Below are 19,139 nucleotides of genomic sequence, written 5' to 3'. Positions count from 1 at the left end.
GCCGTCCGAAACCAGCCACAGCCGGTCCGCCACCAGGCTCAGCAGGTGCATGTCGTGGCTGACCAGGATAACCGCGCCGGAATAGGCGGTGAGGGCCTCCACCAGCGCCTCGCGGCTTTCGATGTCCAGGTGGTTGGTCGGCTCGTCAAGGATCAGCATATGCGGCGCGTCGATGGTGGCGATCAGCAGGCTGAGCCGCGCCTTCTGGCCGCCGGACAGCCGCCCGACCTCGGTTTCCACCTGTGCGGCGCCAAGGCCGAAGCCCGCCAGCCGGGCGCGCCATTTCGCAGGCGCTTCATCCGGGCGCAGGCGGCGCAGGTGGTCCAGCGGGGTTTCATCGACATAAAGTTCATCCACCTGATGCTGGGCGAAATATCCGATGCGCAGCTTGCTGGAACGGGTCATTTTGCCGGCCATCAGCGGCAGCCGGTCGGCCAGCAGTTTCGACAGCGTCGACTTGCCCTGGCCGTTCTTGCCCAAGAGCGCGATGCGGTCGTCCTGATCGATGCGCAGGTTCAAGCGTTTCAGGATCTCAGTTTCGCCATAGCCGGTGATGCCGCCCTCGATATGGATGATCGGCGGGGACATTTCCTCCGGCTCGGGGAAAGTGAAGGCGCGCAGCGCTGCCTCCTGCGGGGTGGTGATCGGCTTCATCTTGGCGATCATCTTGAGGCGCGCCTGCGCCTGCACCGCCTTGGAGGCCTTGGCGCGGAAGCGGTCAACGAAGCTTTGCAGATGGGCGCGGCGGGCCTCCTGCTTTTTCGCCTCGGACTGGGCCGCCAGAATCCGCGCCGCGCGGGTCTCGGCAAATGTGTCGTACGGGCCCTGGTAAAGGGTGAGCTTCTTGTCCTCCAGATGCAGAATCGCACCCACCGCCCGGTTCAGCAGGCCGCGGTCATGGCTGACGATCAGCACCGTGTGCGGGTATTTTGCCAGATAGCTTTCCAGCCACAGCGCGCCTTCGAGGTCCAGATAGTTGGTCGGCTCGTCCAGCAACAGCAGGTCGGGCTGGGCAAACAGCACTGCCGCCAGTGCCACCCGCATCCGCCAGCCGCCGGAGAAATCGGAGCAGGGGCGTTTCTGGTCGGCGTCGTCAAACCCCAGGCCCTTGAGGATCGAGGCAGCCCGCGCCTCTGCCGACCAGGCATCAATGTCGGACAAACGGGTCTGGATTTCAGCGATCCGCGCCGGGTCGCTGGCGCTGTCAGCTTCGGCCAGAAGGGCTGCGCGTTCTGTGTCGGCGGCCAGCACCGTATCGGTCAGCGAAACATCGGAGGACGGCACCTCCTGCGCGACACCGCCGATGCGGGCCTTGAACGGCAGGGAGATGCTGCCGCCCTCCAGCGCCAGCTCACCCCGGATCAGGCGGAACAGGGTGGTCTTGCCGGTGCCGTTGCGCCCGACCAGGCCAACCTTGTGGCCGGTGGGAATGGTGGCGGATGCGCTGTCGATGAGCGGGCGGCCCTCGACCGAATAGGTGATGTCCTGAATGCGTAACATGATCAGCGGTGTGGCGCAGGTGCCGGAGGCTGTCAATCGGCCTGCCGCCTTACTCTTGATGAAAATACCCTCGCAGGAGGCACGCGCGGTTTCGCACGCCTCGAAAACGGCTTCCCAAGCGCGTTCAGCCATGTTACGCGGCGCGCGGAGTTTCCGGCCCGGGGATACGCCCTGCGGCCCATCAATCAGGAGAATGCCAAATGGCTCTGGAACGCACTTTCTCGATCATCAAGCCCGATGCAACCCGCCGCAACCTGACCGGCAAAATCAACGCCAAGTTCGAAGAAGCCGGCCTGCGCATCGTGGCGCAGAAGCGCATCCACATGACCAAGGAACAGGCAGGCAAGTTCTACGAAGTGCACGCTGAGCGTCCGTTCTACGACGAACTGTGCGAGTTCATGTCCTCCGCTCCGGTTGTTGTGCAGGTGCTGGAAGGCGAAAACGCCATTGCCAAGAACCGCGAAGTGATGGGCGCCACCAACCCGGCAGACGCAGCACCCGGCACCATCCGCGCCGAGTTCGCTGAATCGGTTGGCGAAAACTCCGTCCACGGTTCCGACGCTCCGGAAACCGCAGCCGTTGAGATCGCCTACTTCTTCTCCGGCATCGAGCTGGTCGGCTGATCACCCGGTTAGCGGGACAAAAATTGAAGGGGCTGCAGCGTTAGGCTTGCAGCCCCTTTTACATGGGTCGAGTTTTTCATGGGTCGAGGAACCGGTTCAGCGGGTGCTGCCGGATAACAGGCTGTTGCTGCTCGGGGCCCGTCCTGCTCCTGGCGTAGGAAAGCGAGCGGCCGAACTCGCGCGGCGCAGTCAGTTTCGAGAATGCCCGGCGCCCAAGGCGCTTGGGCAGGGGCTCACCCCTTGAGGCGGAGTCCTCCAAGTCGCGGCGCAGCAGCTCTGTGTTGCGGGTGTTCGACTTCCAGGCAACGTCGAACAGGTCACCCACCAGTGGCACAGAACCGATGACGGCGTCGATGCCGGTATTCGCCGCCATCCGGGCCAGCGTGCCGGTGGAGGCGCCCAGCTGGTAGCCGGAGTACAGAATGTAGCCCGCCGGCGCCAGTGCCAGGGCATCGCCGATACCGGGCACCAGACCTGCGATGCTGTCCCAGCCGACCCTCAGGCCGATACCGGGAATGCGGAACGCCCGGTCCATGCGCTGCGCCAGGCGCTCCAGCGATTGCAGCTTGGCCTCATGGTGTTGCGGCAGATCAGGCATGGCTCGGTGTCCTTGCGATGACCCAGACTGCGTGCACGATGCCAGGGATGTAACCCAGGAGGGTCAGCAGAATGTTCAGCCAGAAGTGCTTGCCAAGCCCAACCTGGAGAAAAACGCCAAGCGGGGGCAGTAGTACTGCGAATATGATGCGGATCAGGTCCATGCCGGTACTCCTTCTGTTGCACGCATTGCTGTATGGTTAACGGCTGAACCCGGAAAAAGTTGCATAGGAACCGGCGCTGCGGCTGACAGCTGTCATTTCACGGCGGGCGCGGACAGGGGGCGGCGCGCGCTGCGGCGCCGTTTACAGGGGCTTCAGGTCAGCAGGCACGGCGCGGACGCCGATGGCGTCCAGCTCCGCCAGCAGTTTCGAGCTGTGCTGTGGCCGGGTTTCAGCCTTGATCGCGTCAAAGCGTTTACGCAGCTCTTCCTTTTCCTTGCCCTTGCAATCATTCCAGGGGCGGCCCTGCAGTGCCATCACCAGAACGTAATAGCCGATGAAATGCGGCCGGGTGCCTGTTTCCAGCAGCCGGGCATAGGCCGCATCGGCACCTATGGCGCGCAGGTCTTCAGCCGAGGTGATACCGGCCCGGTGGCAGGCTTCCTCGTAAGCGGGGCCAAGATTGCGGATGGAGGAAATGGCTGTGTTCATGGTTTGTTTCTATCCGCTGAGGGCGCAGTTGTCACGCCGGAAACTGCCATATTCGTTAACCGCGCAGATGCGCCCTGACGCTGGGTCCTTTGCCGCGCTGCCCGATTGACAGTCGCAAATCCGCCAGAAAGCCTTGCGGTCAAGGCAAGCGGAACCGGTGGGAGAGCGGCGATGAAGGAAAGCCAGCAAGCAACTGTGAATGTGGAGGGTTTTGATCTGGCGAACCCGCCGGAGGGGTTTGCGGAGGATCCCTTTCCCTATTACGACGCTCTGCTGCGCGATGCGCCGGTGCTGCCGCAGCCGGACGGGTCGCTGCTGGTAAGCCGCCATGCTGATCTGGACCGGATTTACCGCGACACCACGTTGTTTTCTTCGGACAAGAAGAAGGTGTTTGCCCCCAAATACGGCGCAGGCTCGCCGCTGTTCGAGCACCACACCACCTCGCTGGTGTTCTCCGACCCGCCGCTGCACACGCGGGTGCGCAAGATCATGACCTCAGCCCTGACCCCGCGGGCGATTGCCAAGATGGAGCCGGGGCTGATAGAAACGGTGGATCATCTGCTGGAGGCGATGGCGGGCAAAGAGCAAGCGGATCTGATCGGCGATTTTGCCGCCTCCATCCCGATCCAGATCATCGGCAACCTGCTGGATGTGCCAATGGCGGAGCGTCGGCCGCTGCGCGACTGGTCGCTGGCCATCCTGGGTGCGCTGGAGCCTGTATTGAGCGCTGAGCAACTGGCCGCCGGGCACCGGGCGGTGGAGGAGTTCAAGGACTACCTTAGCGGTTTGATTGCCCGACGCCGGGCCTGCCCCGGCGATATCGAAACAGATGTGCTGACGCGGCTGATCCGCGGCGAGGGGGCCGAGGGCACGCTGAGCGAGATCGAACTGATCCAGAACTGCATTTTCATCCTGAATGCGGGTCACGAGACCACCACCAACCTGATCGGCAACGGGCTGGCACTGCTGCATGACTTCCCAGAGCAGAAGCAGCGGCTGCTGGAGGCGCCGGAGCTGATCAAACCCGCGATTGAAGAGATGCTTCGGTTCCGCTCACCCAATCAGCTGGGCAACCGGGAAACCACCGCAGAGGTGGAAATTGGCGGCCACCGGGTGGCGGCGGGAACCAATCTGCATCTGGTGATCGGCGCTGCCAACCGTGATCCGGAGGTGTTTGAAAAGCCGGCGGTTTTCGATATTTCCCGGAGCCCCAACCGCCATCTTGCCTTTGCCGGCGGCCCGCATGTTTGCGTCGGGCTGACGCTGGCGCGGCTGGAGGGGAAGATCGCAATTGAACGGTTTCTGCGCCGCTTCCTGCACTATCAGTTGCTGCCCGGGCGGGTGCCGGGCGGACGGATCCGGTTCAGGGGCTATGCGGCCCTGCCTGCCAGGGTGCGCTGATTCATTTCCCTTGGGCAGGTGCCTCAATCAGAATAGTCCGGCTTCCTTGGCGGTGAGCGCTGCCTGGGTGCGGTTCTTGGCATCCAGCTTGCGGCACAGGGTGCGCACATGCAGCTTGATGGTCACCTCCTGGAGGTCGAGATCGCGGGCGATTTCCTTGTTCGACTGCCCCCGGCACAGGCCGTTCAGCACTTCCAGTTCCCGCGGGCTGAGCTTCTTGGCCAGCGGGTGGGTGCTGGCCGCCGCTTCCTCGCGCATCAGATCGACCGGCACATAGATTTCGCCGGCGCTCATGAAGCGGACCGCGTTCAGAAGCGATTGCGCCCCCATGGTCTTGGGGATGAAGCCGATGGCGCCCGCATCCAGCGCCTCCTGCGCGGTGCGGGCCGGGGCGCTGCCCGAGAGGATGGCCACACCCTTGCCGCCATTGGCCGCCAGCGCCCTGGCCAGCCCGTCGAGCCCCATCATCCCCGGCATGTTGTAGTCGAGCAATACCAGGTCAAACGGGCCCTGGCCGGAAATCTGTTCGATCGCGCCGGACAGATCGGTGGCCAGCGCCACCTCGGCGCCGCCCTCGGACCGGAGGTAGGCGGAGATGGTTTCCCGTACCATGTCGTGATCGTCTGCCAGCAAAATTCGCATGATGCCCCTGGACCTGTTTTTCAACTCACGGTCCCAGTCTACAGCCACAAGTGTTTCAAAACTGTCAACTGGGGATTGCGCGCCCGCCTGGTAATAGGACATCTGTTGCTGCTCCTGTGCGTTTGCCGGAATTTTATTGATATTAGGCCGGCCGGGCGGCGGCCGGTAAGCCAACATTAGGGTGCTGGCGCTACGCTTGCGGCTGGGCACCCTATACGGAAGGTCAGGATCCTATCCTCTGGTGCCGGTTTCCGGGCTGCGCCGATGTGGCATGGTTCCGGGGAAGTCGATGAAGGCATGAGGAGAGCTGGAATGAGAGGAATTATGTCGAGGGCCGCGGTGCTGGCTGCCCTGGTGGTCATGACCTGTGCCGCAGCTGTTTTCGCAGGCGAAGAGCCGCGGGTGCTGCTGTCCGTGCGTATGGACGGCGCGGCAGAGCCGTCGGCGCAGTACACGATCGAGGATCTGCGCGCGCTGGATCCCGTGACCTTTGAGACGGAAACCATCTGGACCACCGGCCCGCAGCAGTTCACCGGCGTGCCGCTGGCGGTTCTGATGGCGCGGATGGGCGTGAGCGGCGGCCTGATGGTGGCGCATGCTGTGAACGACTATTCGGTGGACATCCCGGTGTCGGACGCGGTTGAGGGCGGACCGATTGTTGCCTTTGAACGCAATGGCGCGGAAATGTCACTGCGCAACAAGGGGCCGCTGTGGGTGGTGTACCCCTACGACAGCAACCCGGCCTACAGGACTGAGGAGGTCTATTCGCGCAGCATCTGGCAACTCGACCGCATCGTGATCCAGCCGTGACCGGAGGGCAGGGGGCCGGCTGCTGATGCTTCACGGGTTTCCATCTGTACCGCGCTGGGTTCTGGCGCTGGTGCTGGCCATCGCTGCGGCGCTGGCGGCGCAGTCGGTGCGGCTGGGCCATCAGGTCCTGCAGGAGCTAGACGGGCTGTCGACCGCGGCCACTGACAACATGCAGTGGAACCTGTCCCAGGCCGAGGTGGAGCATCTGAAGCTGCAGACCGCGGTGCTGACGGCGCGCACGCCTGCCGATCTGGCCCGGCTGCGGCGCCAGTTCGACATTTATTACAGCCGGATCGCGACCTTCCGCGAAAGCCCTCTGTTTGCGGACTTGCGCCGCAGCCAGGGCGGGGCGGGGCTGCTGCAGCAGATGCAGGACCGCCTGGACCGGATGGCGGCAGTGGTGGACAGTGGCGATCAGGCGCTCTTGAACGGATTGCCAAAGCTTGAGGCGGAGCTGGAGGCAAACAGCGCCGACGTGCGTGAGCTGGCCTTGTTCGGAGTTGTCCTGCAGGTTGACGATACCAAGGACAAGCGGCTGCAGCTTTTCACTATCCTGTCCCGGCTGGGCTGGGTGGTGCTGGCGTTGGTGCTGGCGCTGGCGCTGGCGGCGCTGATGCTCGGGCGGCTGTACCGCAAGGGGCGTCAGATGGCGATCGAGCGCAGCCGGGCCGCGGCGCGGATGGAGGCAATGATCGCCTCGTCTTTGGACGCGATTCTGGTGGTTGGCGCCGACGGGCGGATCCAAGCCTTCAACGGCGCGGCGGAATCGGTTTTCGGCTACAGCCGCGAAGAGGCGGTCGGCCAGCCGATGGTCAACCTGATCGTGCCGGACCATTTGCAGGAGGCGCACAAGGCCGGGATGAAACGCTTCCTGCAAACCGGCGAAGCGCGGGTTGCGGGCAAGGGGCGGTTGCAGCTTGAGGCGCGGCGCAAATCCGGCGAGCTGTTTCCGGTCGAGCTGTCGGTCTCGGTCAGCCAATCGGGCACCGACATGGTGTTTGTCAGCTTCCTGCGGGACATATCCGAGCGGATCGCAGCGGAAGAGGAGCTTCGGCGCGCCCGCGATGATGCGCTGGCAGGCGAGCGGGCCAAGCACAATCTCCTGACGGTGATGAGCCACGAGATGCGCACGCCGCTGACCGGGGTGCTGGGTGCCATCGACCTGATCGAGGGCACCGGGCCGACACAGGAGCAGCGCCGCTATTTGCAGGCGATGCGGGTTTCGGGCGAGCTGCTGCTTCATCATGTCAATGACGTGCTGGAGCTGTCACGGCTGGAAGCCGGTGCTGACTCGGAAAAACTGCGGATTTTCGATCTGGAAGAGCTGGTCAGCGGCCTGGTTGAGAGCCAGCAGGCCAGTGCCAAGGGCCGGGGGATCGACCTGTCGCTGCACTGCAGCCTGAGTGGGAAACCCGTGGTCGCCGGCCGCCCCCGCGCGGTGCAGCAGGTGCTGTTGAACCTGATCGGCAACGCCTTGAAATTCACCAGAGAAGGCGCGGTGAGCATTGACGTGATGCGTTTGCCGGATGGCGAAACGGTGGAGTTCAGCGTGGCTGATACCGGCCAGGGCATCGCGCCGGAGAACCTTGACCGGATCTTCGAGGATTTCATTACCCTGGATGCCAGCTATGGCCGCAGCAGGGAGGGCACCGGGCTGGGGTTGTCGATCACCAAACGCCTGGTGGAGGCGATGGGCGGCTCCATCACCTGCGAAAGCGAGCCGGGCGAGGGCAGCCTGTTCACCATTGCACTGGCTCTGCCCGCGGCCAAAGCGCCGCCGCGGCAGGCCGAACAGGACCAGCCCCGGAACAAGGGGGCCTGCCGGCTGCTGATCGCGGAGGACAATGACATCAACCGCGAGCTGCTGGCCACCTTGCTAGGCCAGGAGGGGCACCAGGTCACCGCGGTGCCGGGCGGTGCCGAGGCGGTGCAGGCGGCCGGGGAGGGCCGGTTCGACCTTATTCTAATGGACATCAGCATGCCGGAGGTTGATGGGATTGAGGCGCTGCGCCGGATCCGCGCCAGGCAGCTGGCCGAGGGCACCGACATCGTTGCGCTGACCGCCCATGCCGCAGCGGAGGACCATGCCCGCATTCTGGAGGCAGGGTTTGCCGAGGTGCTGACCAAGCCGGTCAACAAGGCGGAACTTGCAGATGTGATTGCCCGCCGGGCCGGCGGCGGGGTCAAGGCGCTGCCCAGAACCGAATCCGATATCCACCAGTTCTTCGAGGCCTTGGGAAAGGATCGGGCGCGCAGCTTCCTGGTTTCCTTCTGTGATGAGGTGAGCCAGTTGCAGGACACGCTTCTGAGCGCTGCGGTGCTGGAGGACCCCCAGCGCAAAGAAGCGCACCGGCTGGCCGGATCGGCAGCAGTGCTGGGGTTGTCGGATCTTCGCAGGGCGATGCTGGCAATTGAAAAGGCGGAGCTGGGAGAGAACCCGCCCTTGGCACCGTTCCAGCAGGCTTGGGCCAGTGCGTCAATGATCCTGGCGCCGCATCTGCATTCCTGACGGTGCGGCAGCCGTTCTTGGCGGAGCATCTGGGAGGAGTGGGGGAGGCTGCCGAATCGGAACGGCTGGGGCAAGCCAAAAGGGGGCAAAGCATCTCTACTTTGACCCCTGTAAATCTGGCTCCGGCGGTAGGGATCGAACCTACGACCAATTGATTAACAGTCTGAGATTGCGAGTAAATCATGGTCCATTTTGGCTCATTCGGGGCGTACGACCCCTTGAAAACATAGCAATATCATCCCGGTAGCACCATCCAGGCCCACCTGGATTAATCGCAAACACTGTACTCGGGACTGTACTTTCCATGACCATATTCAAATTCACCGAGGCCCGTATCAGGGACCTTCCACTTGGCTCGGGCATCCATCGGGATACCGATGTGAAAGGGCTGATGTGCATCTGCCATAAGACCTGCAAGACCTTTTCTGTGCAAAGCGACGTCCGCCGGGAAAAACGGCACGTTCGAACCGTGAGGGTCAAGATCGGACGTGCTGACCATATCCGACTGGCCGAGGCCAGAAATGAGGCCCGAAAACTCATGGCCACGATCCAGTCTGGCGTTGATCCCACGGCGGGGCCGGAGTCCACCGGCATCACGTTGGAACAAGCCCTGAAGGAGCATCTAAAAGAGCGGGAACTTTCCGATGCTACGGTCAGGAATTACCAATACCATATGGACAACTACCTTGGGCGTCTTCGGCGTCGTGCAGTGGCTGACATTACGCGTCAGGACTGCCGAGAGCTTATGGACCAACTCACAAAGCGTCACGGCAAGACTACGGGTGGTTCGGTCATGCGCACCGTTCGAGCTCTTGTGAATACGGCCCGTCGCAATGACGAGACGATTGGGGCAAACCCGGTTGATGCCCTCCGTGTCCCTGCAACCCCGAAGCGGAAAGTCGGGGAACTGGACATGGCCGATTTCTGGTCCACCACCGAAGCTATGTCTCCCTTGATGCGTGACCTGCAACGGACGTTCCTTTTGACGGGTGCACGGAGAACATCTCTGCTTGGTGTGAAATGTGCCGACTTCGACACCGAGGCTGGCGTTCTGACCTTTACCCATATGAAAACAGGTGGAGCTTGGTCCTTCCCAACCGGCCGCTGGTTGACCGAAACCTTGAGGGCCAGAATGAAGGAGGACGAGCCTCTAAACTCGCCCTGGCTTTGGCCGTCACCCGGATCAGCCACAGGCCATGTTGCAGAACCAAAGCGGGCTGGTGTTCCGTCTCCGCACGCACTTCGCCACCATGCTCGGACGATGATGATTGCCGCTGGTGTGCCTTATGCAGAAGGGGCGCTTCTGTTGGGTCAAAGGCTTCCAGGGGCTTCTGGCGGGTATGTGCATCAGACGCATTTGGTTGAAGCCCTTCGTCCCCATTCACAAGCCTTAGAGGATTTGGTTTTGGCCAAGGCAGGCATTGCGTGAATGATGGTACGCCAGCTTAACTCGCTGGCATATCAAGACCTTGCAAGCTGATAACCTGATTTCATCGCTGTCCATTTGGACGCACTTGGATATTGGAGTTATCAGCATGAGCACCCCACACACTGACACCCCTTGGATGACAACCGAGGCCGCCGCCAAATACCTTTCGGTCTCACCTGGCACCATGCACAATTGGCGTAGCAAGGGCACTGGCCCGTCTTACCGGACCGTTGGCCGAATTGTCCGTTATCACCGTGACGACCTGGACGCCTTTATGATGTCGGGGGCAGCGTGATGCGAACGATTACAGTCACACAGCACCGAGACCCGATGCCGGACTATTCCGACGAAGAAGACCGGTACGAGATGGCCAAGATGCTCCTGCAAGAGGCTGAATTGGACAGCACCGATCCGGTTGAGCAGGTGATCGAGGCCAGTTGGGCTGCGGGCTTCAACGGCTTTGACGATGCCTGTCTTCGATTGCTTGCCGAGTTTCTGGGTCTTCTCCCGATTGATTGGATGCAAGACGAGCAGGGGAAAATAACCGTTCAATTCGGCACCGCTTTGGATGCGATCAACTCGAATGCAGACAACGTGAATTTCTGGGAAAACGGATACTTGCGGGACGAAGCCGCAAGACGTGAGCCGAACAGGTGGCGTGTCCATGAGGCGGAACTGGCAAGACAATTCCACCAGCATGTGACCTAAGACCAACGATCCGCTTTGAGGGTGAGGCTAAAGATTTCCCTACGCCAGCGTTCGTTGCGTGCGGGTCAAGTGTTGGTATGCGGGGGAATTTGGGCACGGTATTGTTCTGATCGATAGACCGGATTGCCACAGCCGCCTAGCAGGACAATCCGGTCGATACTTTAGCATATAGGAGGCCTGCCATGCCTGAGAATGAAGATAACGCCCCCAAGCCTTCTGGCACACCATTGAAAGACCTTCTGACGACGAAGGAAGCCGCAGCCTTGACCGGGCATCCGGCAACCACGCTGATGGCCTTCCGCAATCGCCGCAACAACACCAAATACAAGAATGCTGGCCCTGATTACGTAAAGATCGGGACGGCCGTTTTCTATGAGCGTTCTGTGATTGAGGCCTACAACGCCAATCGTGCGGGGGCTTGAAATGGGTGTTCATACCGATGCTTCGCAACTGACGCCCTTGCTGGCCAGTGGATACCAGCTTCTCCCTTTGCATAAGTTCTCGGCCGAAGATGAGATTAAGGGCAAGAAACGCAAACGGGGCAAGTCTCCGATTGATCGCAACTGGATAAAGCGAGCCTATAAATCCCAAGACCAAATCAAGCATATGGAGGCAGGGAATAATGTGGGCGTTCGTCTGCGACCCTTTGAAATGGTCTTGGATGTGGACCCACGGGCATTTCCTGAGGGACAGACCTTGGCGTCCCCAATCAACCCATTTGTCGAACTGGTTCTTTGGACTGGCATGGACCCGGACCTCTATTCGACCGTGGAAACCGGCTCGGGTGGCCTCCACATCTACATGACCAAGCCAGAGGATGTTTCCAACAGAGACAGCCTAAACGATCAGTTCCCCGGCATTGAGTTCAAAACGGTTGGCCGTCAGGTTGTTGCTCCTGGCTCGATCCATCCCGACACCCTGAAAACCTACACATGGAAGGCTGGCACTCCTGAGCTTGATGCTTTCGGTGCTGAGGCTGCACCTAAGGCCCTTGTCGATCTGATCCGAAGACCGTCAGGCAGCGTGGCAACTGGCGGGGGCGAGCACGATCAGGAAGAATTGGCTCAGATGCTTGAACATCTGGACCCAGCCGACTTTTCAGATCACGACGATTGGCTCACTTTGATGCAGGCCTGCCACCATGCAACGGCAGGGGAGGGCCGTCAGGAGTTTGTGGATTGGTGCACACAGGACCCCGCATATGCCGATCACGGGACCCTGATCGGCATCCGATGGGACAGCCTTCACGCCGACAATGACGGAAATCGTATAACTTTCCGCACCCTGCATAAACTTCTGAGAGACGCAGGGGCCGAAGACGCCATTCCGAGAACGCCGGCAGCAGATGATTTCGACGACGACCTGGACCAAACCGGAGTGCCAGCAGGGGCAATAACCACGCCCAAGAGGAAGCCGGTGCATGAAGGTGGTTTGATCGTCAACAAGAAGATCGGCATAGCCCCCGACACAGCGAAGAATGCCCTGAAGGCAATTACCGGCTCCAAGCTCGATCCAAGGTTTGACGAGCTCAAGCAGCGGGTTGTTCTGATGGGTGAATTGCCCTGGGGTGAAGGCTATGGCCGTGTGCTGACTGACAAGTTGCTCTTGTTGGCCCGCACGTTCTTGATGGAACAGCACCAGCGTAAGGACTACCAGCCGTCCAAGGAAAACGTGCAGGACGCAATCACAACGGTTGCCTATTTCTACAAGTTCAATCCGATCTTGGACTATCTGGATAGCCTGACTTGGGATGGGACAAGCCGGGTGAAAGACCTCTTCACTGTTGCCTTTCAATGTGGCCGGGACGAATATACCGAGGCCGTCTCACAATGCTTTATGGTCGGGGCCGTATCTCGTCAAAGGCAACCCGGCTGCAAGCTGGACACGATGCCAGTCATCAAGGGGCCGCAAGGCTCTTTGAAATCTACGGGCATTCGGGACCTGTTTTCCCTGGATTGGTTCAGTGACGCAGAGCTTGGTGATCTGAGGAACAAGGATGCAGCCATGAACCTGGAAGGTGTCTGGGTGCATGAGTTTGCCGAATTGGCCGGTCTTCGGGCAAGTGACATGGACGTTCTCAAGGCGTTCATGTCCCGAGCCACAGACAGGTATCGGACACCCTATGGTCGCAACACCGAAGATCATCAACGCCGTGTTGTTTTTGCGGGCACGGTGAACGAAGGCGGATACCTGAGCGACCCAACGGGTGCTCGGCGTTTCTGGCCGTTGGAAATGGCCTCCGGGTCCAGGGTTGATCTGGGCTGGATTGCCGAGCACCGGGACCAACTCTGGGCCGAAGCTGATGCATTGTTCAAATCGGGCATCGGTCACGTATTGCCCGAGCCTTTGTGGTCGATGGCAGCAGAACGCCAGGCAGATGAAACGGTTGATGATCCTTGGGTTGATAAGCTGGCTGTCATGCTCAGCTATCGGCAAACGGAACGGCAGGCCTTTGAGACTGGCACGGGTGATTATGCCGAAGAAATGATCGATGGGAAGCGGGTTGCCTCACCGTTGCGTGAGCCTCCCCCCGCCGACAAGGTGCATACCCAGGACCTGCTCAGCTATCTCGGCTTGGAAAGCGACCGGCAGAATAAGGGCCATGCGCAGCGTTTGCGGCGTTCTATGGAAACCCTGGGCTGGAAGCACAGACGGGGCGTCAGGTTGGGTGGCCGTGTTTCGGCAGGGTATGTCCGAGCCGATGAGTGACGTTCTGGCAATCGGAGCGTATCAATTCGGTCACGGCGTTGACGGTCGTTGATCTTTGTTGACCTGAGGCGTCGCTTCTAAGGCCTTGTTTCGGAACACTTGTTGACGATGTTGATCATGTTGATCTTAAAGCAATATATCTTGGTAGAATAAGCCGATTAGGCATAGGTCACGGACCAGGACATAGGGGCAGTGTGCAATCCGGATATATATAGCGAAAACGGTCAACGAAGATCAACGTCGTCAACAAAGCAATAAAAACAATGCGTTACGGAAAGCTCCAAAAACGCCTTGTTGACGTAGAAATCTTCCAGCCTGGAAGACCGGGACTGCACAACGTTGTGAGCCGGCACACTCCCTTGTAAATCGCTGGCATACGGCTCCAACGGAACACGACATTCTGACCTCGAACGGCGTTGAGGATGCTGTCCGTGAAAAACCTGAGGCTATCAGCCCGCACAGATAGGCCGTCCCATTGATACTGAATTGGGCGTTCTGGCGTCTGGGGCGTGAATGACTTCAAGGGCTTAATCGGCACCTTCCTCAGCCAAGCACAGTGATGAAGACAGAATAGGCACCCAAATGAGCTTGATGAGGATGAACCGGATCAAACCGGCCAGTGACCCGCGGATGCCTTCCAAGATTGCAGCGATCACCCGCCCCATCTATGGCGAGAAGGGTGACGAGTTTCTGCTTTATCTCCGTCAGTTCGGCCACATCACCTATGCGGCCAATATGACTGGCCTGACCCGGCGGACCTTCTATGACCGGCGTGCAAAGCATCCTGATTTTGCGGAGGCTTGGGACGAGGCCTTGGCAGCTTTCGAGGAAGAATTGACCATGCGGGTGGTCCAGACGGCCTTGGAGATGGGGACTGGCAAATGGGTTCAGTGCTTCGATCCTGAGACGGGCGACCCCGAATTGGATGACGACTTCGAGCCGGTTTACCGCTTCGAGACGGCCAGCGTCGATCCCCGCGTCTTGAACAAACTCCTATCCCTGCGGATGAGTTCCGTCGATGGACCTGCCCAAACCAATGTCCAGATCAACAATTCCACGAGCGTTCAAACCTCCCTGCCGGCCAAACCCAGGCTGGTTCAGCCTGAAGGGGCTGTACGGAGGCCCGTGGTGACCGATACGGTTTTGGGTAAGCGACACGATACGATCGACGCCGAAGTCGTCCAGGGGACGCCACAGGAGACCGGGGGAACATCTGATGACTGATCCGATCAACCAGATAAACCTGGTGCGACCTGGCGGCGTTGCCACCGTAGCATTTGCCGATGGCGGCGAGACCATGCGCATATGTTTGGGTTATTTGCATGACCCAGACGATGGGCTTCTAGCGGAGATGACCGCCAACCGCGATCCTGTTCCCTGGCAATCCGCCAAGGTGAGAGACGAAGCAATCGGGGCAGTCGAGAGACGCAAGGACCTTGACGATGAAACCCGCACTCAATTGGTCGAATGGATCGTAGCCACGCCCTATTTTGAGGATATTTGAACCATTCGGCTGTGCTCAGTGCGGTGTTCGCCAGTGAATCTGGCTGTTAAGTCGTTGTTGTGTATATGATTTTCCCAAGCTGTCCCGCTGATCCTCGATCAAATGCTGTTGACATCACAGCGCAACTGGCGCGTGCTGCCTGAGAGGCAAGTTTTTAGCGGGATGTTTCATGGAATTGATTTTGGGAGCTATCAACGGCAACTACCTTCGGAATATCACCGAAAATGCGGCCAAAGATACAGAGGAAGTCTTGGCCGCTGTAGCTTATGCCACCGACAATTCCCTTTTGTTCGATTGGTGCATCAAACACGACATTCCTTTGAAATTCTATGGGCGGCTGGATTCACAGGTTGCGGTCAACACAAACGTTCTTTCCAAGTTCTTGACTAGGAAGTCGGCAAAATTCACCTGCAAGCTTGTTGAGAAACACCATGCAAAAGTCATTTGGTGGCGGGGGTATGGTATTTACGTTGGCTCCGCAAATCTGACGGATAGCGCGTGGAACAGAAATGTGGAGGCCGGTTTCTTTATCCAAGAGCCAGACATTGATGACAATTTGGCCAGCGATATATTGCAGATGTTCTCGGTTCTCGACAAGCACGCCACGCCATTAACGCAGGAGTTGTTCGACCTGATGGTCAAACGCCAAAAAGATCTGGCTAGCAATAAGCCTGACGACAAGGCGTTTTGGACCAACTCCAGCGTAAACAACTGGCACGGTTTAGTCACCACAACGCCTAAAAAGGCCATTGATGCAAAGAGGGATAGCTTTCTTGCCGAGTGGTACTCGACCCTTCAAATACTCAGAGACATTAGCAGCCAGGTAATTCTACCTGAAAACCGTCCAGCTTGGATCGCTGACGACGCTCCATCCGGTGCACAGGCCGACCAATTCCTACATGCCTTCTATTACCAAAAGACCTTCGAAGGGCAGAAGGCACGCTATCTGGACTTCTTTGATCGAAACAAATCCAATCCGGACATAGCCAGAGCGGAAGCGCTCAGGTGGTGGGCTGGCCTTAAGGCTGCACCTCAAGGCGAAGACGTCATGCTAAACACCACTGCGCCGTTCCTCAGAAACGCATTGTCTCAAGAGAACCTGCCAACCTTGAAATACGATGACTTCAAGGAGGTTTGCTATTCAGTTCATTCGATCAAAGACTATGCACGCCGAGTAAGAAATACCTCGGTCGGATTGCCGTCAACTGGTCAGGCGTACGACATTCCCCAAAAGGTCGCCGCGCTCTCAAAGACGATCTGGGAACAAAGAACGGACGCCGGGCTGGATGTTAAAGAGGTGCTTTCGTATATCTTCTACGGCGGCAAATTGGATGAGCTGCCAGATCGTCTGTGGCAGGCGATAGATGATCCGAAGTTCAAGAGTGACGGCCTCGGCATCAGCGCCTTGGGGGAGTTGGTCGGTTGGGCATTGCCTGACCATTACCCGCCCAGAAATGGCAGAACGTCAAAGGCACTTAAGGCCCTTGGATATGATGTGACTGTTCACGTTCAATAGCTTGAATCGGTCAGCCACCGACGCAGATGCTGTGCTCAATTCTGTGCTTCTGCAGTTGGATGGTCTCTATGCTTCAGAAAACAATATGTTTTAGGGACGTTTCTCATTGATCGAATGTCAGAGGGGCGGCTTGTTGGCTTACTTGCCCACGATGTAGCGGCACGGTGTTCCGGACGCCAATGACGCCCGAGAACCCCGAATGAGTGAACCTCCGCCCCGGCCAATCCCGCCTTTGCCTTCAATCTCCTATGCCAAGACCAAGCAAGCGGCTGAGGCGTTGGTTTTGGAGGCGTTTGAGGATTTTCCGCCGTCCTCGGATTTCTCGATGCGGGCCAATGCCGTCAGATTGCTGGTGGGCATGTGGTTCATCCACGGCAGCATGTCCTTTCCCAGAGGGTGGGTCACACCGGCGATGCAGGCATTCATTAAAAGCGGGATTGATTGCCCAAATCCTCGGTGCTGGCGCTCTTATCGGTCGGACGTGAAAGACAACCCTGGCCAATTCCTTTCAACCCCAGGGGCACCGGTTGATCTTATCCGTCAGATGGAACTCGACCTGATGGGCGAAGCCTAAGCCAGCATTTCACGCTGCACAGTCACACGCTGGTCCCCCGCAGCAGGCAAACGCGGCATCGTATTGTTGTTGGGTCATTTCAACTCCTTTCCCGACACCGGCCGGCTAGCATGTTTCTCCTTTTCAGCTAGCCGGTCGGCTCCCCGACGCAAATGAACCGAGGACTGATATGGACAAGAAGGAACTGGACCAACGCATTGATGAACTGAAAGCCGAGCTTGAACGCCTGATCGGGGAACTCGACAAAGCCCGCATTGAGGCCCGAGAGGCCATGATTGCCGGGAAGAAGCCCGGTGGAACCGCAGCCGCATTGGCTGAACGGATCGCAATCGTGGACGATGCCCTGGCCGAGCTTCAAGATCGCAGCCGAGGGGCTGCCGAAAGTGCCGAACGGAACAATCGCCGGCGTCGTGCCGAGGCCGCACTTGATGCCTCATCGAAGCGGGCCAAGCTCGCTGCTGCGGTGGACGATGCGCTCAATGCTTTGGCGTCTTCGTGGGATGCTTACGCCGATGCCCTGCGAAAGGACGTTGGGCAGGTTTCGGGTGCCGGTGGCGACCTGACCGCCGTGGAGCGGGCGCTGACGAACAACCGGGCCGCCGAACCCCTGGTGAAAGCTCTGATCCAGTCGGGCGGCGTCAAGCTCGCCCGCACGTTTGGCATCGATACCCCGATCCGAGAACGCCACGCCATTTCCCTCGCTGATGCCGAGGCACGGGTGGCTGAAAGCCTCCGTGTCGAATTGCTCCGCATCAAGGCATCGTCCCCGCAACCATATGTGTCCCGCGAGGCACAAGCTGAACTGGAAAAGATGGAGGCCACCCGATGAGCCAAGAAGGACAACGCCATGCCGAGGAGTTGGCACGGCTGGAAGCACGCAAGAAAGACCTGGAAGACGCTTTGATGCGGTTGGCCCGTGATGAAGCCGAAGCCCAGGAAGTCGCTGAACTGGCCCTGGAGGTCGAACAGCTTGAAAACCAAGTGGAGACCGCCCGAGCGGCGGCGAATATGGAGAAGACCATGACCAAAGATGTGCGTAAGGCCGCACGGCTGAACCGTGAAGCCGCCGAAACCCAGCTTGATACGCTGGCCAAATCGATGCAGCAGGACGGCGAAACCTTCGAGAAAGCCTACCTGCGGGCGCTTGATACTGACATGGGCAAGGCGCTGATGCAGACCCGTGACGATGCGCAGGAACTGGAGCGGGGCGGTATCACCAGCATGGACGTGGCCGAAGCCCACAAGAGCTTGCAGCCTTAAGTTCTGCCCATTTCAGAAGATTGCCAAGCTCGCATCATCATTTGGTGCGGGCCTTTTCCGTTTCCAACATTTTAACGCACCGAACGCCTCTGCCAAATGAGGATATGCCGGGGCTTGACGTTTTCCTATTAAATGGACCGTTCACGCGAATCGCTTGGACGGAAACCTTAGATTGGAGAACTCGAATGAAAGCCCAAAACGTGACCAACCTATCCGAAAACACCATTCGCACCGCTAAGTTGAAGGACGCCATTTTTGAGACGCGTTCAGAACTTGGGTATCGGCGTCCACATGTTCGTGCTGCCATGGACCTGGCGGCGGTTATAGCCGATGATCCAAACTTGTCTGATGATCCGGCCAACGCATACAAAGTCGTCTGGCTGGCTTCTCATATCTTAGCGAAAGCCGAAAGAAAGTTGCCCAGCGGTTTGGCCCAATTTGCCAAGTTGGCAACCAACGCGTCTGCCTTCAACAATATGGCTTTCTCGGAGAACGGTGGGAAATATGCTGTCTGTGGCAGGTATCCCAGTTAACTCATTGCCCATGTTTTCGCAGAAGCTGCCTTAAATACGATCCCGCCCGGCACATACGCAGGGCGGGGCTAATTCGATCAATAAAGCAGTGCTAGACGCAGTGCTTTTTAAACCGAATTCGCAAAATATCATATCGGATCAAGGTGTTATGAGTCTCGACCCATCTGACTA

The 19,139-nt window shown here is 59.2% G+C and carries 21 protein-coding genes; 16 read left to right on the top strand and 5 right to left on the bottom strand.

Annotated features, from left to right (window positions below; genetic code table 11):
* The coding region (locus ACTRWG_RS16920) for an ABC-F family ATP-binding cassette domain-containing protein (RefSeq protein ID WP_462829656.1) at positions 1-1,500 on the bottom strand (1,500 nt) is incomplete at its 3' end.
* 200 nt (positions 1,501-1,700) lie between these two features.
* Between ACTRWG_RS16920 and ndk the strand changes: the two genes are divergently transcribed.
* The gene (ndk, locus tag ACTRWG_RS16915) at positions 1,701-2,123 is read left to right on the top strand and encodes a nucleoside-diphosphate kinase (protein ID WP_027237357.1); all 423 of its coding nucleotides are present in this window, start codon (positions 1,701-1,703) and stop codon (positions 2,121-2,123) included.
* A gap of 76 nt (positions 2,124-2,199) precedes the next feature.
* Here the strand turns inward: ndk and ACTRWG_RS16910 are convergent, their stop codons facing one another.
* From ACTRWG_RS16910 to ACTRWG_RS16900, 3 genes are all read right to left on the bottom strand, one after another.
* Complete coding sequence (locus ACTRWG_RS16910) at positions 2,200-2,721, bottom strand: DUF4112 domain-containing protein (protein ID WP_027237358.1); 522 nt, start codon at positions 2,719-2,721, stop codon at positions 2,200-2,202.
* Positions 2,714-2,884 carry a YqaE/Pmp3 family membrane protein gene (locus ACTRWG_RS16905; RefSeq protein WP_008553983.1) on the bottom strand — a complete coding sequence of 57 codons (171 nt, stop codon included), beginning with the start codon at positions 2,882-2,884 and terminating at the stop codon, positions 2,714-2,716. Before ACTRWG_RS16905 ends, ACTRWG_RS16910 begins: the two co-directional genes overlap by 8 nt.
* A 141-nt stretch (positions 2,885-3,025) precedes the next feature.
* Complete coding sequence (locus tag ACTRWG_RS16900; RefSeq protein ID WP_027237359.1) at positions 3,026-3,373, bottom strand: TfoX/Sxy family protein; 348 nt, start codon at positions 3,371-3,373, stop codon at positions 3,026-3,028.
* A gap of 171 nt (positions 3,374-3,544) precedes the next feature.
* On the opposite strand from ACTRWG_RS16900, the gene ACTRWG_RS16895 reads away from it, so the two are divergent.
* Positions 3,545-4,774 carry a cytochrome P450 gene (locus tag ACTRWG_RS16895; protein ID WP_027237360.1) on the top strand — a complete coding sequence of 410 codons (1,230 nt, stop codon included), beginning with the start codon at positions 3,545-3,547 and terminating at the stop codon, positions 4,772-4,774.
* Positions 4,775-4,801: 27 nt separating this feature from the next.
* Here ACTRWG_RS16895 and ACTRWG_RS16890 read toward each other — a convergent pair whose 3' ends face one another.
* Entirely contained in the window at positions 4,802-5,416 is a 615-nt protein-coding gene (locus tag ACTRWG_RS16890) for a response regulator transcription factor (RefSeq protein WP_027237361.1), read from the bottom strand.
* Positions 5,417-5,737: 321 nt separating this feature from the next.
* Between ACTRWG_RS16890 and ACTRWG_RS16885 the strand changes: the two genes are divergently transcribed.
* The 14 genes from ACTRWG_RS16885 to ACTRWG_RS16820 all read left to right on the top strand — a co-directional run bounded on the left by ACTRWG_RS16885 (position 5,738) and on the right by ACTRWG_RS16820 (position 18,968).
* Entirely contained in the window at positions 5,738-6,226 is a 489-nt protein-coding gene (locus tag ACTRWG_RS16885) for a putative pterin-binding protein (protein ID WP_027237362.1), read from the top strand.
* A 25-nt stretch (positions 6,227-6,251) separates the two neighbouring features.
* Entirely contained in the window at positions 6,252-8,735 is a 2,484-nt protein-coding gene (locus tag ACTRWG_RS16880; protein ID WP_027237363.1) for a hybrid sensor histidine kinase/response regulator, read from the top strand.
* A 304-nt stretch (positions 8,736-9,039) separates the two neighbouring features.
* Positions 9,040-10,164: an integrase arm-type DNA-binding domain-containing protein gene (locus ACTRWG_RS16875; RefSeq protein ID WP_027237364.1), complete on the top strand. Its 1,125-nt coding sequence runs from the start codon at positions 9,040-9,042 to the stop codon at positions 10,162-10,164.
* A 106-nt stretch (positions 10,165-10,270) separates the two neighbouring features.
* Positions 10,271-10,459, top strand: coding sequence for a helix-turn-helix domain-containing protein (locus tag ACTRWG_RS16870; RefSeq protein WP_209320216.1), 189 nt, complete (start codon positions 10,271-10,273; stop codon positions 10,457-10,459).
* The gene (locus tag ACTRWG_RS16865) at positions 10,459-10,872 is read left to right on the top strand and encodes a hypothetical protein (protein WP_154667812.1); all 414 of its coding nucleotides are present in this window, start codon (positions 10,459-10,461) and stop codon (positions 10,870-10,872) included. Before ACTRWG_RS16870 ends, ACTRWG_RS16865 begins: the two co-directional genes overlap by 1 nt.
* A gap of 182 nt (positions 10,873-11,054) precedes the next feature.
* Positions 11,055-11,294 carry a helix-turn-helix transcriptional regulator gene (locus tag ACTRWG_RS16860; RefSeq protein WP_118067767.1) on the top strand — a complete coding sequence of 80 codons (240 nt, stop codon included), beginning with the start codon at positions 11,055-11,057 and terminating at the stop codon, positions 11,292-11,294.
* Between the two features lies 1 nt (position 11,295).
* Entirely contained in the window at positions 11,296-13,581 is a 2,286-nt protein-coding gene (locus ACTRWG_RS16855; RefSeq protein ID WP_462829655.1) for a VapE domain-containing protein, read from the top strand.
* A gap of 597 nt (positions 13,582-14,178) precedes the next feature.
* On the top strand, positions 14,179-14,805 hold the full coding sequence (locus ACTRWG_RS16850; protein ID WP_154667813.1) for a hypothetical protein: 627 nt from the start codon (positions 14,179-14,181) through the stop codon (positions 14,803-14,805).
* Complete coding sequence (locus ACTRWG_RS16845) at positions 14,798-15,085, top strand: hypothetical protein (protein ID WP_027237368.1); 288 nt, start codon at positions 14,798-14,800, stop codon at positions 15,083-15,085. Before ACTRWG_RS16850 ends, ACTRWG_RS16845 begins: the two co-directional genes overlap by 8 nt.
* A 169-nt stretch (positions 15,086-15,254) precedes the next feature.
* Positions 15,255-16,601 carry a phospholipase D family protein gene (locus tag ACTRWG_RS16840; RefSeq protein WP_027237369.1) on the top strand — a complete coding sequence of 449 codons (1,347 nt, stop codon included), beginning with the start codon at positions 15,255-15,257 and terminating at the stop codon, positions 16,599-16,601.
* A 199-nt stretch (positions 16,602-16,800) separates the two neighbouring features.
* Positions 16,801-17,175, top strand: a complete 375-nt coding sequence (locus ACTRWG_RS16835) for a hypothetical protein (protein ID WP_154667814.1) — start codon at positions 16,801-16,803, stop codon at positions 17,173-17,175.
* Positions 17,176-17,344: 169 nt separating this feature from the next.
* A complete protein-coding gene (locus ACTRWG_RS16830; protein WP_027237371.1) occupies positions 17,345-18,004 on the top strand; it encodes a hypothetical protein in 660 nt (219 codons plus the stop codon).
* Positions 18,001-18,435 carry a hypothetical protein gene (locus ACTRWG_RS16825; protein ID WP_027237372.1) on the top strand — a complete coding sequence of 145 codons (435 nt, stop codon included), beginning with the start codon at positions 18,001-18,003 and terminating at the stop codon, positions 18,433-18,435. The genes ACTRWG_RS16830 and ACTRWG_RS16825 overlap by 4 nt, the downstream gene beginning before the upstream one ends.
* A 185-nt stretch (positions 18,436-18,620) precedes the next feature.
* Positions 18,621-18,968, top strand: coding sequence for a hypothetical protein (locus tag ACTRWG_RS16820; RefSeq protein WP_027237373.1), 348 nt, complete (start codon positions 18,621-18,623; stop codon positions 18,966-18,968).
* Positions 18,969-19,139: the final 171 nt, after the last annotated feature.

The organism is Leisingera sp. G5_S3_59_S7 (genome assembly GCF_054968485.1).
Note: the sequence above shows the minus strand (reverse complement) of the source record. Positions and strands in the feature narration are given on the sequence as shown.

Bases quoted from the DNA above. Each gene is read 5' to 3' on its own strand.
- ndk (WP_027237357.1), top strand. From the start codon at position 1,701: ATGGCTCTGGAACGCACTTTCTCGATCATCAAGCCCGATGCAACCCGC.
- ACTRWG_RS16910 (WP_027237358.1), bottom strand. From the start codon at position 2,721: ATGCCTGATCTGCCGCAACACCATGAGGCCAAGCTGCAATCGCTGGAG.
- ACTRWG_RS16905 (WP_008553983.1), bottom strand. From the start codon at position 2,884: ATGGACCTGATCCGCATCATATTCGCAGTACTACTGCCCCCGCTTGGC.
- ACTRWG_RS16900 (WP_027237359.1), bottom strand. From the start codon at position 3,373: ATGAACACAGCCATTTCCTCCATCCGCAATCTTGGCCCCGCTTACGAG.
- ACTRWG_RS16895 (WP_027237360.1), top strand. From the start codon at position 3,545: ATGAAGGAAAGCCAGCAAGCAACTGTGAATGTGGAGGGTTTTGATCTG.
- ACTRWG_RS16890 (WP_027237361.1), bottom strand. From the start codon at position 5,416: ATGCGAATTTTGCTGGCAGACGATCACGACATGGTACGGGAAACCATC.
- ACTRWG_RS16880 (WP_027237363.1), top strand. From the start codon at position 6,252: ATGCTTCACGGGTTTCCATCTGTACCGCGCTGGGTTCTGGCGCTGGTG.
- ACTRWG_RS16875 (WP_027237364.1), top strand. From the start codon at position 9,040: ATGACCATATTCAAATTCACCGAGGCCCGTATCAGGGACCTTCCACTT.
- ACTRWG_RS16870 (WP_209320216.1), top strand. From the start codon at position 10,271: ATGAGCACCCCACACACTGACACCCCTTGGATGACAACCGAGGCCGCC.
- ACTRWG_RS16865 (WP_154667812.1), top strand. From the start codon at position 10,459: ATGCGAACGATTACAGTCACACAGCACCGAGACCCGATGCCGGACTAT.
- ACTRWG_RS16860 (WP_118067767.1), top strand. From the start codon at position 11,055: ATGCCTGAGAATGAAGATAACGCCCCCAAGCCTTCTGGCACACCATTG.
- ACTRWG_RS16855 (WP_462829655.1), top strand. From the start codon at position 11,296: ATGGGTGTTCATACCGATGCTTCGCAACTGACGCCCTTGCTGGCCAGT.
- ACTRWG_RS16850 (WP_154667813.1), top strand. From the start codon at position 14,179: ATGAACCGGATCAAACCGGCCAGTGACCCGCGGATGCCTTCCAAGATT.
- ACTRWG_RS16845 (WP_027237368.1), top strand. From the start codon at position 14,798: ATGACTGATCCGATCAACCAGATAAACCTGGTGCGACCTGGCGGCGTT.
- ACTRWG_RS16840 (WP_027237369.1), top strand. From the start codon at position 15,255: ATGGAATTGATTTTGGGAGCTATCAACGGCAACTACCTTCGGAATATC.
- ACTRWG_RS16835 (WP_154667814.1), top strand. From the start codon at position 16,801: ATGAGTGAACCTCCGCCCCGGCCAATCCCGCCTTTGCCTTCAATCTCC.
- ACTRWG_RS16830 (WP_027237371.1), top strand. From the start codon at position 17,345: ATGGACAAGAAGGAACTGGACCAACGCATTGATGAACTGAAAGCCGAG.
- ACTRWG_RS16825 (WP_027237372.1), top strand. From the start codon at position 18,001: ATGAGCCAAGAAGGACAACGCCATGCCGAGGAGTTGGCACGGCTGGAA.
- ACTRWG_RS16820 (WP_027237373.1), top strand. From the start codon at position 18,621: ATGAAAGCCCAAAACGTGACCAACCTATCCGAAAACACCATTCGCACC.